The sequence below is a fragment of the Embleya australiensis genome, assembly GCF_051903075.1.
In the GTDB taxonomy this organism is placed as follows: Bacteria; Actinomycetota; Actinomycetes; order Streptomycetales; family Streptomycetaceae; genus Embleya.
Window position 1 is genome coordinate 2,859,943 of record NZ_CP182423.1, and the last position, 15,159, is coordinate 2,875,101.

The window sequence follows — 15,159 nt, forward strand, 5'->3', positions numbered from 1 at the left end:
TTGCGCGGCCGTCGCGGGGCCGGGGGCGGTGGCGGCCGGCGCCGTCCCGCGATCATGCCTGAACTATACCCTAGGGGGGTATCAAAACGTCAAACGTCGGCCCTGGCCGAGCCCGAGAATGGCGTCGGGCATCCCTAGTGGGCGTGCTCGCCGTGCTCGGGCTGGGCGGGCTGCGTGGACTGGGCGGGCGGCGGAGTCGGTGCAGTCGCGGCGCCCACCGTGACGGTGAACTCGGCGGTGCGGACCCTGCCCTCGTGTTGGAAGTCCAGGTAGAGGCGGTAGTTGCCCGCGCTGGGGGCCTGGGCGTGGAAGCCGATGCCGGGGCCCGCGGGGGTCTTGCCGTCGCCGGGCGCGCCCTGCGGGTGCACGTGGAGGTAGGCCAGGTCGCCCTGGCGCAGCGCGACCAGGTGGCCGTAGGCGCCGAGGTAGGGCTGGAGGTCGGTGACGGGGCGGCCGTCCTTGCTCACGTTCAGGGTGAGCGGTGCGGACGTTGTGGTCAGGTCGCCGGCCAGGGTGACGGTGTAGCCGTCGACGACGGCGGTGCGGCTCGGCGCCGGCAGCGCGGCCGGTGCGTAGTCGCCCGCCACCACGACGTCGGCGCCCAGGGTGAGTGTGCCGCCGGGGTCGCCCGTGGGTGTGAAGTCGGCGAACATCCGGTACGTGCCGGCGTTCGCGAAGGTCAGCGGCACGCTCCAGGTGCCGTCGGCGCCGAGCACGGGGTGTACGTGCTGGAACCCGGACAGGTCGCGGCGGGCCACGATCAGGTGCAGGTCCTTGTCGTGGGCCCGGTCGTAGCGCGTCCACGGTTGCCCGTCCGGGCCGAGGACACGGAAGCGGAAGTCGGTGGCGGTGCCGGCCGGCAGCGGCTCGGCGGGGGTGACCAGGGTGTAGCCCCGCTCGGAGACCTGGAGGCCGCCCGGCATCTCGGCGGCGGCCGGTGTGGCGCCGGGGGAGCGGGCGCCGCCCGATGGGCCCGCCTGGGCGCCGCCGTGGCCGCCGTGTGCGGGGGCGGGATCGGAGCCGACCGGGCCGACCGCGTGGCCGATGCCGAAGGCGGCCCCGAAGGCCAGCACCACGCCGGCGCCGAACGCGCCGACTTTGACTGCGGTGTTCATGCTCTCTCCCTGTTCGATGGCGCGTTCGACACCGCGTCGGACGCCGCGTTCGAGGCGGTGCGGCGGGTGGTCGCCGTGGAGCGGCGGGCCCCGGTGGTGTGGCCGACCGGGGTCGTGGGTGGTTCGTCGAGGGGGCGCCGGTGTCGGGCGGCGCCCCCTCGACGGGTCAGTGGCAGGTGCCGCAGCAGCTCGCGCCGGCCTCGGGGGCCTCGGCCGCCGGGGCGACCAGTTCGTAGCCGGCCTCGTCGATCGCCGCCGCGACGGCCGTGTCAGCCAGGGCCGCGTCGGAGGTGACCGTCACCCTGCCGCTCGCGAGGTCGACCGCGACCTCCGTGACGCCGTCGATTTTGCCGACCTCGGCCTTGACCGAGGAGACGCAGTGGCCGCAGGTCATGCCGGTGACGGTGTAGGTCGAGGTGACGGAAGTGGTCGTGCTCATGGCGAAGCCTCCTGGTTCTCGGGTCCGCCGCACCGGAGGCGTTCCGGTCGGCGGCTTCGACTACAAAATACCCCCCCTGGGTATGTTGTCAAGCCGAGGGGATGGATTCCTGTTTCGGAACGGGGGGTGCGGGCGCGGGCAACTCCCGTCAGGAGCGCACCAATCGGGCCACCGCATCGGCGGCCTCGCGGACCTTGGCGTCGGCCGCGTCGCCGCCCTGCCCGGCGGCCTGGACCACACAGTGCCCCAGGTGATCGGTCAGCAGTCCCAGGGCAACGGCCTGGAGCGCCTTGGTCACGGCGGACACCTGGGTCAGCACGTCGATGCAGTAGGCGTCCGACTCCACCATCCGATGCAGCCCTCTGACCTGGCCTTCCACCCGCTTGAGGCGGGCGAGGTAGGCGTCCTTGCCGTCGTCGTATCCGGTCATCGCGGGCCTCCTTGGTCGCGCATGCGGTCTCGGCTCGACCGCAAGGTACCCCCGTAGGGTATCGTTTCGGTCGGTCGAATACCCCCGGGCCCTATGAAAATATTCGGAATGCCGGGCGCCCGCGCCGAACGTCGGAGGCGCGACGTGCGACCGCCCCCGGGATCCGTGGATCCCGGGGGCGGTCGCAGGTGATTCGGGGCGTGCTCGCGCTCAGTCGCGCAACATCAGGATGACGCCGGCGGTGAGTGCGCCGACCGCGACGGCGGCGATGCCGTACGCGACGCGGTGGCTGCGCAGGACCGGCAGGAAGCGGTCCACGGCCAGCCGGCCGGGGCCGGTCAGCGCGAGCGCGGCGGCGGCCGCGGTGAGCAGCAGTTCGTACTCGACGCCCTTCGGTGCGAAGAAGCCGCCGTCCCACTTGACCGCGATGGCGTTGATCATGGTGCCCACGATCCCGGCGGCGGCCAGGGGAGTGCACAGGCCGATGACGAGGGCGAGGCCGCCGAAGGTCTCGGTGAGGCCGGCCACGGTCGCCATCGCCTTGCCGGACGGGTAGCCGCTCATGGTGAAGAACTGGCCGGTGCCGTCCAGGCCGGAGCCGTCGAACCAGCCGAAGAGCTTCTGTGTGCCGTGTGCGGCCATGGTCAGGCCGACGACGATGCGCAGCAGGGCCAGGCCGAGGTCGTAGCCGTGCAGCGACCCGGCGGGCGCGCCGGCCGGCGCGATGCGGGTCGCCTGATCGGGGTCGCGGTGGGTCGTCTCGGCGGGGGAGTACATGCGGGTGCTCCTGTCGATGGCGAGGTCGCTGGGGCGATCTTGCGGCGTGCGGACATGCGGCGGCGCCACGCGGTGGCACCGCGTGTGGCGGCGCGCTCCGCGAGGTGCGGTGTCAGTTCAAATTTGAACTACTTCGACGCTACAGGCCGACCCCGGCTTCGACAAGCTGGGTAGGGTTTGCCGCATGAGCGAACCGCGTTGGCTGGACGACCTGGAGATGGCCGCGTGGACGAGCTTCGTCGAGGCCGGCCACCGGGTGGACCGGGCGCTGGAGCGCCAGCTCAAGGACGAGGCGGGGTTGTCCCACCCGCAGTACGAGATCCTGGTGCACCTCGCGGACGCGCCCGACGGCGAACTGCGGATGGCCGAACTGGCCGACCGGTTGATCACCTCGAAGAGCGGGATCACCTACCAGGTCGCCCAGTTGGAGAAGCTGGGCCTGGTCCGCCGGCGCGCGTGCCCGGAACAGGCGCGCGGGGTCTACGCGGTGCTGACCGACGAGGGATCCGCGCGGTTGCGCGGCGCCGCGCCCGCACATGTCGCGCGGGTGCGCGAGGTTCTGATCGACGTCCTGGATCGTGAGCAACTGGCGGTACTGGCCGAGGCGTTGGGCGTGGTCGGCCGCCGGCTGCGGGCACACGACCGGGCCTGAGCGCGGCCGGCGCGCGGGCCCGGACACGGGTGCGCCCCGCCCCCGGCGCGCTGCCGGGGGCGGGGCGGTCACTCGTGGTGCGGTGCCTTTCGGGACGGGGTCAGGAGATCGAGACGTCGTCCACGTAGAACGTGGTCGTCGCGGACTCGTCCTCGGAACCGGAGAACTGGAGGCTGACCGTCTGGCCCGCGTAGGCGCTCAGGTCCACGGTCTTCTGCACATAGGTACCGGTCGCGTTGGCGTTGGAGTAGGTGGCCAGCGTGGTGCCGTTGATCTGGACGCCGAGGGTGTCGTAGACGGTGTTCCCGACCTCCTCGGTGGTGATCTTGACCCACACGCGCAGCGTGGCGTTGGCCGGGATGGTGATGTTCTCCTGGCTCAGGGTCTCGGTGGCGGTGCTGCCGTAACCCATCATCCAGGCGTACCAGCCACCGCTGTGCGGGGTGGCCTGCGTGCTGTTGGTGATGTCGCTGGCGCTCTGCGTCCAGTTGGCGGTGCCCTGCTCGAAGCCGCCGTTCTGCAGCGAGTTGCCCGGGTTGACGGTGCCGACGGTCAGCGTGTAGGTCGTCGCGTGCTGGACGCTGCCGGTGCCGGTGATGGTGATCGGATACGTACCCGTCGCGACGTTGGCCCCCACCTGGAAGGTCACCGTCGAGGACGCGCCGGACTGGACCGACGTCGGGTTGAAGGTCACGTTCACGCCGCTCGGCGCGCCGGAGGAGGTCAGGTTCACCGTCTGCGGGTTGCCGCTGGTGGTCTGGGTGTTGACGGTCGCGGTGGTGTTGCCGCCCGGCTGGGTGCTGCCCGAGTTCGGGCTGACGCCGACCGAGAAGTCGTTGCCGGGGTTGCCGCCGCCGACCGCGGTCTTCCAGATGGTGTAGGCGACGCCGTCCGCGCTGCGGTCCAGAACCGTCGCGTTGATGTTGGAGGAGGTGTCACACGCGGAGTGGTAGCAGGAGTCGTAGGACTGGTTCGCCTGTCCGCCCCACTTCTGCGCCTGCGCGGAGGTCTTGACCGCGTCGGCACCGGCCGCGTAGCCGGAGGTGGGGATGCCGCCCTGCTGGAAGGAGTAGTCGTCGGAGCGGCCCTGGCCCTCGACGTTCTCCTCGGGACGCAGGTTCAGCGAGTCCCAGTAGGCCTTCATCGGGGCGGCGGTGGCGGAGTTGATGTTGTTGATGAAGTAGCCGCCGTTGGGCGAGCCGACCATGTCGAAGTTGTAGTAGCCCTTGATCGCGGTGCGCTGGGTGGAGCTCAATTGGCTGACGTAGAACTGCGAGCCCTGGAGGCCCTGTTCCTCGCCGGCCCACCAGCCGAACCGGACATGCTTGGTCAGGTTCGGGTTGGCCTGCGCGAGGACGAGCGCGTTCTCCAGGAGGGTGGCGGAGCCGGAGCCGTTGTCGTTGATGCCGGGGCCGGCCTGGACGCTGTCCAGGTGGGCGCCGAACATGATGGTGGAGTCGGCGGGGCCGCCGGGCCAGTCGGCGATCAGGTTGTTGGAGCGGTAGGTGCAGGAGGTGCAGGTCTGCTCGGTGACCTGGTAGCCGGCCGCCTGGAGCTTACCCTTCACATAGGCCAGCGACGCGGTGTAACCGGCGCTGCCCGCACGGCGGTTGCCACCGTTCTGGGTCGCGATGGTGTTCAGCTGGGACAGGTGCGCCTGCACGTTCGCGACGCTGACGTCGGGTATCGGGGAGGACGTCCCGCTGACCGTCAGGGTGTACTGCGCGGTGTGGGTCGCGCCGGTACCGGTGCCGGTCACCGTGATCGTGGACGTGCCCGCCGTGGCGGCCGAACTCGCCGACAGGGTCAGCGTGGAGTTGCCGCCGGACTGCACACTGGCCGGGTTGAACTGGGCGGTCACACCGTTCGGCAGACCGGAGGCGGTCAGGTTGACCGTCTGCGCCTGGCCGCTGGTGATGGTCGTGGCCACCGTGGAGGTGACGGACGCGCCCGGGGCCACCGTGCCGGCGGTCGGGTTGAGGGTGATCGAGAAGTCGTTCTGACCCGGGCCGGGGGTGCAGGTCGGGTCACCCGTCTGCGCGGGCACGCTGATCGCGTCCCAGGCGGCCTTGGTCTTGGTGAACAGCGCACAGGTCGGGTCGAGCGTCTTGGCCGCGCTGAGCGTCGCGGTCCGGTAGCGCTTGTAGGTCATGCCGCTGGTCTTCAGGAGCATGCCGCCGTAGAAGACCTTGCCGGCCTGCTGGATGCCGACCCCGGTCAGGGTGCTGCTGTTGCAGGTCGGGCTGGTCGGCTTGCCGCCGCCCGGGTTGGTGCCCTCGGCGAGGAGGTAGAACCAGTGGTTGAGCGGGCCGGCCGCCGCGTGCTCCTCGGTGCTGGGAATGGAGGAGCTGTAGCAGTCGGGGTCGCCGTTGGTGGACGGCTTGTACATGTAGCGGATCGGGCCCTGGCCCACGAGGTTGACGGTCTCGCCGACGGTGTAGTCGGGGGCGTCGTACTGGGAGGGCTCGTTGGTGAACGCCTCGGTCAGCGCACCCATGATGTCGCCGGTGCCCTCACCGAGCCCGGCCTCACCGCTGGTGCCGCCGGGGGTGAACTGGTCGATACCGTGGCCGAATTCGTGGCCGACCACGTCCATCGAGCCGATCCACTGGTTGCTCTGGTTGTGGCCGATCGAGACGGACGAGCCGTCCCAGTAGGCGTTGACGTCGTTCAGGCCGACCTTGACGGGCCAGCTGCCGCCGGTGCCGTTGTGGCCGTTGCGACCGAGCCAGTCGCGGAGCATGTTCCATTCCTTCTGCGCCGCCCACATGACGTCGACGCAGCCGGTTTCCTTGCTCGATGCCTGGCCGTTGCCCCACGAGTCCGAGGACTTGGAGAAGACCTGGCCGGTCGAGTAGTCGGCGCAGGTCAGGCCCGGCCGGTTCGGGTCGCGCAGGGAGTACGTACCACCGGAGTTGGTGGTGTCGATCGTGAGCGGGTTGGGGCCGTTCCACTGGCTGTTGCCGGTGCCGGCCTTGACGTCGTCGGTCGTGTCGAGCACTGTGCCCGTGCTCGCGTCCACGAACACGTGCAGCCGGCTGGGCGCGGTCGCGGTCCGGCCGATCAGCACGGTTTCCCAGGCCAACGCGCTCTTGCCGTCCTTGACCCGGACGACCAGGCGGTGCGAGTCGACCCGATCCACGCTCGCCAGCTTGGTCCTGGACGTGGCCTCGGCCGCGCCGGCGGCGATGGTGGGCTGGGTCGGTACGGCGATGCGGGCGTCGGTGGACGACTGGGTCGCCCGTACCCGGCCCTTGCCGTCGGCCATCACCACGGCGTCCGCGCCGACGACCGGCAGGCCGCGGTAGGTGCGCTGGTACGCGACCGAGTACAGGTCGTTGATCCACGGGGTGACGGCTTGGCGCTGGTACTGCTCGTCGGGACCCTTGGCGAGGGTGTCGAGGCCGCTGGAGACGGCACGGTCGGCGGCGGAGACCGCCAGTTCCTGCGAGCTGGGCTGCGGCGGGTCGGCTGACGCCGGCTGGGCCGCCACGCCCACGGTGAGGCCGGTGAGCATGGCCAGAACGGTTCCGGCCGTGGTCATTCTTCGATTCATCGAGGCTCCTCGAGTGGGAAGGCAGACCTCGACCACGAATCCGGCTTGGACCACGCGCCTCGTGAGCGTCGCGGTCGACCGTGCAGGCCGGGGTTCGTGCCCGAGCGAGCGAAACACTCACACGGACACAAGGGCCGCGCGAAGGGCTCTGGCGAGGCCAGCAAATACTGGCGAAATAGCCGTCGCTCGGGGCCTGTTGCGGTCGCGGCGTCCGAGCCCCGGTGGTGCGGGGCCCGGACGCCGGGGTGGGGTCAGGGGCAGAGCGGTTCCGCCGCCTGGGGCGGGACGTTGACCGCGCTCCACGCCGCCCTGGTCGCCTTCCAGGTGACGCAGGTCGGGTCGAGGACCTTGGCCGCACGGACGGTGATCACGCGCAGCTTCCGGTAGTCGGTGCCGGCCGGTCGCATCAACAGGCCGCCGTAGAACACTTTTCCGGCCATCTTGATGCCCACGCCGGTGACCGTGGAGTTGTTGCACGTCGGACTGTCGGGCTTGCCGCCACCGGGGTTGGAGCCTTCCGCGAGCAGATAGAACCAGTGGTTCAGTGGACCCGATGCGGCGTGCTCGTCCGGCGGCATCGTCGAGGAGTAGCAGTTCGGGTCGCCGGTCAGGGAGGGGTTGTACATGTACCGCAGCGGCCTGCCGCTACCCATGTCGACCATCTCGGCGACGGTGTAGTCCGGGGTGTCGAACGGCGCCGGTTCGTTGGCGTAGAACTCGGTGAGCGCGCCGAAGATGTCGCCGGAGCCCTCGCTGAGTCCGTACTCCTTGAACGGATAGCCCGGCGTGGACGAGTCGATGAAATGCCCGTATTCGTGGCCCACGATGTCCATCGCGCCGAGCCACCGGCCCCTGACGTCGTGGCCGATGAACACCTTGGAGCCGTCGGAGTAGGCGTTGACGTCGGGAAGACCGACCACGACCGGAAGTGTGCGGCCGTTGCCGTTGTGCCCGTTGCGGCCCAGCCAGTCGCGGAGCATGTCCCATTCCTTCTGCACCGCCCACATCGAGTCGACACAGCCGGTCTCGATCGTGGTCGGGTCCCCGTTGCCCCAGTCGTCGACGGTCTTGGTCAACACTCCGGCGTTGTACTTGGCGCAGCTCAGGCCCGGGCGGGTCAGGTCCTGCATGAAGTAGGTGGAACCGCTGGAGGCGGTGGTGATGGTGATCGGGTTCGGGCCGTTCCACTTGCTGTGCCCGGTGCCGGCGCGTACGTCGTCGAAGGTCGCGGCGTCGAGCACCGCACCGGATCGGGCGTCGACGAACACGTGCAGCCTGCCGGGCGTGTTCCCGGCCCGGCCGGCCAGTACCGTCTCCCAGGCCAAGTGGGCGGCGTCGGGCCCGAGTTGCACCACCAGGCGGGGCGCGTCCACCCGCTCCACCGCGGTCAGCCGGGAACGAGCGCTCGCCTCGGCCGTCGCGGCGGGCACGGTCGGCTCGGTCGGTACGTCGATGCGCGGGCCGTCGGCGGTCTCCACGGCCCGGATTCGGCCGGTGCCGTCGGCCAACACGGCGGCGTCGCCGCCGACCACGGGCAGGCCGCGATAGGTGCGGGCGTAGGCGATCGAGTAGAGGTTGTCGAGCCAGGGCGTCACCATGCCCCGCCGGTACCGCTCGCCGGGTGCCTTGGCGAGGTTGCCCGAGTCGCCGGAGACGGCGCGGTCGGCCGCGTCGATCGCGGCGGCGCGGGCGGCGGCGGGGGAGTTCGGTGGCGGGGTCGCGTTCGAGGGTGTGGTGGTGCCGATCACCAGGCCGGCCAACAGGGCCAGGACCGACCCGACCGTCGGCGTTCTGCGATGCATCGAGGCTCCTCGGGGGAAGACGGGCCGCGACGACGAAACCGATCGCCGGCGCGCCGGGTTCGTCGCCCGAGCGAGGAACACCCTCACAGCGGAACGGTTCTGCGGCAACGAAGGCCGAACAATCGGCACATTCTGGCTAGTTATGGGAGCGGAGTGGGCGATTGGAGCACCCCGGCCGAGCGCCGCCCGCCGACCGCCTCTCGGCGATCGACATCGCCCTCGGCACCCGCACCCCACCCGGGCACTGCGGGACCTGAGCCCGGCGGACCGGGCACCGAGATCGCGTCTTCGGCGCCCGGTCCCGCCCGATGCCGGGGCCCGCTCGGTGCCGCAGCATGCTCTGCTCAGTGCCGGGGCTCCCAGCGGAACAGCCGGATGCCGAGCACGGCGCCGATCAGCGTCCAGGCGGTCACCGACGCCAGCGCCAGGAACGCGGCGCCCACGCCCATCCCTTCCCAGGCCCCGGTCACGAGGTCCACCACGCCGTCGCCGGGGACCAGGTAGCCGAGCCATTGCAGGTTTTCCGGGGCGCGGTCCTGTACCAGCAGGCTGCCGCCGATGGCGACGACCAGGAACGGCATCGTGGTGATCTGCGCCTGCTCCGCCGACGCGGTGAACGCCGAGGTGGCCATCGCGACCCCCGTACACATCAGCGCCCCGCTCACGATCGCCAGGACGAGCAGCGCCGGGTTGTCGGGCACGGACAGATCGGTGCGTGCCCACACGGCAACCAACACCACGATTTGGCCGCACGTGACCACGATCGCCGGCAGCACCAGCCCGACGATGACCGACGCGTCGGGGTCCGCGCCGCTGCGCAGACGTTTGAGGAACAGGTCCTTGCGCCGGGCGGCGAGCGTGGTGGCGAGTGTCGCGTGCACCCCGATCAGCAGCATGAACAACACGGAATGCGCGACCGTGTTCGGCGTCGGCGAGGCCGGCGCGGTGAACGCGACGAGCAGCGGCAGCAGTACCACCGTGGCCGCGACCGCCTTGTTGCGCAGCATGATGCGCAGTTCGGCGGCGGCCACGGCCCGCCACGCGGTGCCCTTCACGCGGCCACCCCCGTCGGCGCGGGGCCCGCGACGGCCCGGAAGACGTCGTCCAGCGTCGCCGGCCGGGTCACCAGGCCGCGCAGCCGCACGCCGCGCCCGTCCGCCCAGGCGAGCAGCGTCGCCATGGCGCGCTCCGGTTCGTCGGTGATCACGGTGACCCGATCCCCCCGACTGCCGGCCACATCCACCGCGAGTGGCAGGTCGGTCGCGGCCGGTCCGTCGGGCAGGTCGAAGGAGATCCGCGCGGGGTATGGGGCGAGCAGTTCGGTCAGGGTGCCCTCGACCGCGATCCGACCCTCGCGCATGATCGCGATCCGGTCGGCCAGCGTGCTCGCCTCCTCCAGGTAGTGCGTGGTCAGCACCACCGTGGTGCCGCCCGCCGACAACTCGCGCAGCAGATCCCACAGGAGATCGCGCGTCTGCGGATCAAGGCCGGCGGTCGGCTCGTCGAGGAACAGCAGTTCCGGCCGTCCGTACACCGCCATCGCCAGGTCGAGCCGCCGCCGCTCGCCGCCGGACAACCGACCCACCCGGACGTCGCGCCGCCGGGTCAGCCCGAGCCGGTCGATCAACGCCTCGTCGTCGTCCTCGCGCCGGGCGACCCGCCCCCACAACCGCAGCGTCTCGATCGGCGTCAACTCGGCCGCGAACCCCGACTCCTGGAGCATCATCCCGGTCCGCAGCCGCACCGCCGTCGAGCGCGGATCGCCGCCGAGCACCCGCACCGACCCCGAGGTCGGCCGGCGGTGGCCCTCCAGGGTCTCCAGCGTGGTGGTCTTCCCCGCGCCGTTGGTGCCCAGCAGGGCGTACACCTCGCCCCGCCGCACGTCGAGGTCGATGCCGGAGACGGCCTCGAAGCCGCCGTACGAACAACGCAGTCCGCGTACTTCGATCATCGTCGCATCCATGACCCCAGCGTGTGCCCGGCCATCCGCGCTCGGTAGTGGCCCGGTGTCCGCTCCCCGGCTGACAAATGTCATGCCCGCCGATGACCGATCACCGCGAGCGAGCCTCGGCCGCACACCTACGCTGGGCACATGGTCTCCTCCACGATGCGACGGGCACGCCGGTTCACCGCGTGGTCGCTGCTGTCGGCCGTGGTGCTGGTCCCCGGCATCCCCGCGGTGCTCGCGGTGGTCGAGGCGGTCCGCGGCGACAACGGATGGCCGTTGGCCCTGGCCGCGGTCGGCTGTTGTGGCCTGTTGTTCGCCACCGCCCGGCACTGGGCCGGCACGCCGCCGCGCGGCCTCCTGGTGGCGACCTGCGCGGTGGCCCTTGGGGTCTCCGCGGCGGCGCTGGCCCACGACGTGATATTCCCGTGGCCGATGCCGCTCGCCACCGCCGTGGGACTGCTGACGATGTACGCGCGCGGCCGTCGGTGGCGGGTCCTGGCCGCGGGCCTGTCGGTGATGGTGGCGCTGCCGATACTCCTCGGGCCGTCGCCCAGTCAGGCTCCGGATCAGACGATCGGCGCCCTCGTCATCACCGCCAGTGTGACGGTGACCTGCGTGCTCAACGACTGGATCTGGCGCCAGTTCGTCGAACTCGACGACGCGCGCCGGATCGCGGGCGAGTTGGCCGTGGCCAACGAACGGTTGCGGTTCGCCGCGGACCTGCACGACATCCAGGGCCATACGCTGACCCTGATCGCGGTCAAGAGCGAACTCGCCCGGCGGCTGGTCGAGATGGACCCGTCGGCCGCCGCCGCGCAGATGGGCGAGGTGGAGGAGCTGGCCCGCGAGGCGGTGACCGACACCCGGGGCCTGGTACACGGCTACCGCGAGGTGTCCTTCGCCGCCGAACTGGCCAACGCGGCGGCGGTGCTGACGGCGGCCGGGATCGAGTGCCACTATGCGAGCCCACCACCGCTGCCGGACCGCGCCGGTACGCTGTTCGGCCTGGTGGTGCGGGAGGCCACGACCAACATCCTGCGGCATTCGGCGGCCACCACCGCCTCGATCGACGTGTCCGCCGACGGCCGGCGGCTCACCATCCGCAACGACGGCGCGACACAGGGGAAGCGCCCGGGCGGGACCGGCCTGGCCGGCCTGGACGCCCGGTTGCGCGGCCACGGCGGCGAGTTGCGCGCCTCGGCCGGCCTTGGCGTCTTCGAGGTGGTGGCCCGACTCGATGTCGCCGACCGTACGGAGGCCCCCGCGTGATCCGCCTGGTGCTGGTCGAGGACGAGGCGATGCTGCGCGGCGCGCTGGGCCGACTCCTGGACCTGGAGCCCGACCTGACCGTGGTCGCCCAGGCCGCCGACGGGACGGCCGCGATCGCCGAGACCGCCCGGCACGTGCCCGACGTGGTGGTGATGGACCTGGAGATGCCCGGCGGCCCCGACGGCCTGGAGGCGGCCGGCCGCATCCTGGCCGGGCGCCCCGAGACCCGAATCGTGCTGGTCACCCGGCACGCCCGCCCCGGCGTGCTCACCCGCGCGCTGCGGGCGGGCGTACGCGGATTCGTGCCCAAGTCGCGGCCGGCCGCGCATCTGGCCCAGGTGATTCGCGACGTGCACGCGGGACACCGGCACGTGGATCCGGAGATCGCGGCGGCGGCGCTGGTACTGGACTGCCCGTTGTCCGAGCGCGAGTTGGACGTGTTGCGGCTGACCCGGGAGGGGTTGAGCGTGCGCGACATCGCCGGCCGGGTGCATCTGGCCGCCGGGACGGTACGGAACTACCTGTCCTCGGCGATGATCAAGGTGGGCGCCCCGAGCCGGCACGCCGCGGCCCGCTACGCGGTCGAACGCGGATGGTTGTGACGGCAGGGGTGGGGGATCGACGGTGATCGGCCGGGAATCGCCCGAGGCGGCGGCCTTCGAGCCGGCCACCGGCGCGGAAGCCGTACCGGTGGCGGGCGCGCCGGAGCGCGCGGCGGCCGTGCGGGACGCGTTCGAGGCGCTGCTGCGGATTCGCGACGTGGTGAACAGCGGCGCCGACGACCCGCGCGCGACGCCGGCCGAGTGGGAGCGGGTGCGAATGGTGCGTGCCGTCGCGTTGACCCTGGAGGCCGCCGGCGTACCGCCGTCCGCCCTGGACGCGCGCGCACAGCGCACCGCCACCGGATACTGCGTCACCGCCGGCGACCACCCCCGGGTGGTCCGGGTCGAATGGCTCGGCCCGCGCGGCAGCGGCGCCGGTCACGAGGCGGAGCGGGCGCTGCACGGGTGTGCGCGGGTGTTGGGCGAGCTGGGCTGGGTGGTGTTGGAGTACCGGGGCAGGGGTGGTCGGCGGTATCTGGAGGTGGAGGCCCCGGCGACGATCCGGCGGTGAGGCGATCCGGCGGTGAGCCCGGTCCGTGCCCTCACAACCCCGGATCCAGGCCCGCGTGCCGACCGCACAGGGCCATGCAGACCTGATTGGGACCTTCGTACGCGCGCTCCGGCAGGGCTGCCAAGGCCCGAGCCACCCAGACCGCGGCTCCGTTGATCGTGGCCGCCGCGCTCAGCGCCGCCGGGCGGGCGGGGAACCGCACACCGAACATCGCGCAGTGCAACACCTCGGGATCCACGGTCGTCGATTCGCCGATGCTCCTCATGGCTCCTCCACACACACGTCCGCCCGACCGCGGGTGCGCGACGACCGACGGCCGGTGTCGCTGCGCACACCGGAGGCCGGTCTCCGTGTCGCCCTCGGGGTCGCGCGTCGACACGAAGAGCCGCCAAGTCGGACGAGCACGAGGTGGTTGTCGCGGCTCGGGAGCTCGGTGTGGCGGCAGCTTGTGGTTTCAGAGCTATAATACGCCGCCCGCGCGCCGATGGGGGATCACGATCCGGTCGGACGTACCCGGCACGGAACCGCGCCGGCCGGCTGCTTACAGCCCCGGGGCGCCCCACACCGGGAACCACCGGGACAGGTCGGATTCCAGCCGCAGATCGTCGGTCACCGCCGCGCTCACCTGCAGCTCCAACGCGCTGTCCCGCTTCTCGTGCCCGCCCGGCACCGGGGCGAACGGATAGAAGGTGCCCCGCTTGTACAGGTAGACCAGGGCGAGCCGGCGGCCGTCGGAATGCTCGAACGCGGCCAGGGAGCAGAGCAGTTGCGGACCGAAACCGCCGTCCTCCAGCGCCGAGTTGATCGCGTGCAGGTCGGTCACCAGCGAGCCCGTGTCCTCCGCCGGCCGCTCGGCGAGCAGCCAGGTGTATCCGTAGTCGTCCCGGCTGCTCCGCAACCCGTCGAGCAGCTCGTCCAAGTCGCGCAGCACCCGGTCGAACGTGCCGCCCTCGACCGTGGCGAAACACACCGACCCGGCGCCGGTGGGCCGGAAGCCGGCCGCCGTCTCCAGCGTGATCGCCGCCGAGGGCAGGCCGAACAGCTGGTCGAGATCGGGCTTGACCGCCCGGCTCCGGCCGAAGAGCGAGTCGAACAACCCCATCAGGCGGCACCGCCGAGTTCGGCGCTGATCCGCGCCAACTGCTCCAGCCGCCGTTCCAGGGTCGGGTGGGTCGCGAACAGGTTGGCCAGGCTGTCCTTGGAGGCGATCGCCGGTGCGAAGAAGAACGCGTTGAACGGCTCGGCCCGGCGCAGGTCCCGGGTGGGAATCCGGGCCATGGTGCCGCTGATCTTGGTCAACGCGGAGGCGAGTACGGAGGGCCGCCCGGTGAGCAGCGCGGCCGAGCGGTCCGCGCACAGCTCGCGGTAGCGCGACAGGGTCCGGATCAGCACGAAGCTCAGTGCGTACACGGCCACGCTCACCGCGGTCACCACCAGCATCAGGACCGCCGTGTTCTGGTCGCGGCGCATCCCGCCGAAGAGCCCGAACTGCACACCGACGCGGGTGAGCAGCCCGGCCAGGACGCCGAGGAAGGACGCGATCGTCATCACCGCGACGTCCTTGTGCGCGACGTGCGACAGCTCGTGCGCGAGTACGCCCTCCAGCTCGGCGGGCTCCAGGCGGCGGAGCAGCCCGGTGGTGGTGCACACGACCGTGTTCTTCCGGTTGCGGCCGGTGGCGAACGCGTTGGGCACGTCGGAGTCGGCGACCGCCACGCGCGGCTTGGGCATGTCGGCGAGCGCGCAGAGCCGGTCCACCGCGCCGTGCAGTTCCGGCTGCTGCTCGGGAGTGACCTCGCGGGCACCCATCGCGAACGCGGCGAGTTTGTCGCTGAACCAGAACTGGGCGACGAACACGCCGCCGATCAGGACGACCGCGATCGGCCAGGCCCGGCCCAGGACGACCACGAGCGTGCCCACGAAGACCACGTAGAGCAGGCCGAGCAGGAACATGGTGGCGAGCATGCGGCCCACCAGGCCGCGGTCGGTGGCGAATCGGGTGCCGGCGCTGGTCCTGGTCATCGATTCCTCCCTCGTGGGGGGACCTGGTAGCGGGCC

The 15,159-nt window shown here is 71.6% G+C and carries 15 protein-coding genes; 4 read left to right on the forward strand and 11 right to left on the reverse strand.

The genetic code is table 11. The features are described 5' to 3' along the window. Window positions 1-134 precede the first annotated feature (134 nt). The 4 genes from ACMXN5_RS42620 to ACMXN5_RS42635 all read right to left on the reverse strand — a co-directional run bounded on the left by ACMXN5_RS42620 (window position 135) and on the right by ACMXN5_RS42635 (window position 2,761). Window positions 135-1,115, reverse strand: coding sequence for a hypothetical protein (locus ACMXN5_RS42620; RefSeq protein WP_439680242.1), 981 nt, complete (start codon window positions 1,113-1,115; stop codon window positions 135-137). Between the two features lie 166 nt (window positions 1,116-1,281). Then, the gene (locus ACMXN5_RS42625; protein ID WP_439680243.1) at window positions 1,282-1,554 is read right to left on the reverse strand and encodes a heavy-metal-associated domain-containing protein; all 273 of its coding nucleotides are present in this window, start codon (window positions 1,552-1,554) and stop codon (window positions 1,282-1,284) included. Between the two features lie 148 nt (window positions 1,555-1,702). Next, window positions 1,703-1,984, reverse strand: a complete 282-nt coding sequence (locus ACMXN5_RS42630) for a metal-sensitive transcriptional regulator (protein WP_078981450.1) — start codon at window positions 1,982-1,984, stop codon at window positions 1,703-1,705. Window positions 1,985-2,194: 210 nt separating this feature from the next. Then, window positions 2,195-2,761, reverse strand: a complete 567-nt coding sequence (locus ACMXN5_RS42635; protein ID WP_395792784.1) for a DoxX family protein — start codon at window positions 2,759-2,761, stop codon at window positions 2,195-2,197. A gap of 184 nt (window positions 2,762-2,945) precedes the next feature. Here ACMXN5_RS42635 and ACMXN5_RS42640 point away from each other — a divergent pair, with 184 nt between their 5' ends. Next, on the forward strand, window positions 2,946-3,413 hold the full coding sequence (locus ACMXN5_RS42640) for a MarR family winged helix-turn-helix transcriptional regulator (RefSeq protein WP_126638644.1): 468 nt from the start codon (window positions 2,946-2,948) through the stop codon (window positions 3,411-3,413). Window positions 3,414-3,513: 100 nt separating this feature from the next. On the opposite strand, the gene ACMXN5_RS42645 is transcribed toward ACMXN5_RS42640, so the two are convergent. The 4 genes from ACMXN5_RS42645 to ACMXN5_RS42660 form a co-directional block, all read right to left on the reverse strand. Continuing rightward, window positions 3,514-6,969: a M28 family peptidase gene (locus ACMXN5_RS42645; protein WP_439680244.1), complete on the reverse strand. Its 3,456-nt coding sequence runs from the start codon at window positions 6,967-6,969 to the stop codon at window positions 3,514-3,516. A 251-nt stretch (window positions 6,970-7,220) separates the two neighbouring features. Beyond that, window positions 7,221-8,771, reverse strand: a complete 1,551-nt coding sequence (locus ACMXN5_RS42650) for a M4 family metallopeptidase (RefSeq protein WP_439680245.1) — start codon at window positions 8,769-8,771, stop codon at window positions 7,221-7,223. A 344-nt stretch (window positions 8,772-9,115) separates the two neighbouring features. Further along, a complete protein-coding gene (locus ACMXN5_RS42655) occupies window positions 9,116-9,826 on the reverse strand; it encodes an ABC transporter permease (RefSeq protein WP_439680246.1) in 711 nt (236 codons plus the stop codon). Beyond that, complete coding sequence (locus ACMXN5_RS42660; RefSeq protein WP_439680247.1) at window positions 9,823-10,734, reverse strand: ABC transporter ATP-binding protein; 912 nt, start codon at window positions 10,732-10,734, stop codon at window positions 9,823-9,825. Before ACMXN5_RS42660 ends, ACMXN5_RS42655 begins: the two co-directional genes overlap by 4 nt. 129 nt (window positions 10,735-10,863) lie before the next feature. Here ACMXN5_RS42660 and ACMXN5_RS42665 point away from each other — a divergent pair, with 129 nt between their 5' ends. The 3 genes from ACMXN5_RS42665 to ACMXN5_RS42675 are packed head-to-tail and all read left to right on the forward strand — an operon-like array spanning window position 10,864 to window position 13,101. Then, entirely contained in the window at window positions 10,864-11,988 is a 1,125-nt protein-coding gene (locus ACMXN5_RS42665; RefSeq protein WP_439680248.1) for a sensor histidine kinase, read from the forward strand. Beyond that, window positions 11,985-12,590, forward strand: coding sequence for a response regulator transcription factor (locus ACMXN5_RS42670; protein WP_439680249.1), 606 nt, complete (start codon window positions 11,985-11,987; stop codon window positions 12,588-12,590). The genes ACMXN5_RS42665 and ACMXN5_RS42670 overlap by 4 nt, the downstream gene beginning before the upstream one ends. A gap of 22 nt (window positions 12,591-12,612) precedes the next feature. Beyond that, window positions 12,613-13,101, forward strand: a complete 489-nt coding sequence (locus ACMXN5_RS42675) for a hypothetical protein (RefSeq protein ID WP_439680250.1) — start codon at window positions 12,613-12,615, stop codon at window positions 13,099-13,101. Window positions 13,102-13,132: 31 nt separating this feature from the next. Here the strand turns inward: ACMXN5_RS42675 and ACMXN5_RS42680 are convergent, their stop codons facing one another. The 3 genes from ACMXN5_RS42680 to htpX all read right to left on the reverse strand — a co-directional run bounded on the left by ACMXN5_RS42680 (window position 13,133) and on the right by htpX (window position 15,123). Further along, window positions 13,133-13,366 carry a DUF2795 domain-containing protein gene (locus ACMXN5_RS42680; RefSeq protein WP_380011617.1) on the reverse strand — a complete coding sequence of 78 codons (234 nt, stop codon included), beginning with the start codon at window positions 13,364-13,366 and terminating at the stop codon, window positions 13,133-13,135. 276 nt (window positions 13,367-13,642) lie between these two features. Continuing rightward, entirely contained in the window at window positions 13,643-14,203 is a 561-nt protein-coding gene (gene pspAB, locus ACMXN5_RS42685; RefSeq protein WP_439680251.1) for a PspA-associated protein PspAB, read from the reverse strand. Next, complete coding sequence (gene htpX, locus ACMXN5_RS42690) at window positions 14,203-15,123, reverse strand: zinc metalloprotease HtpX (RefSeq protein WP_395792768.1); 921 nt, start codon at window positions 15,121-15,123, stop codon at window positions 14,203-14,205. Before htpX ends, pspAB begins: the two co-directional genes overlap by 1 nt. Window positions 15,124-15,159 lie beyond the last annotated feature (36 nt).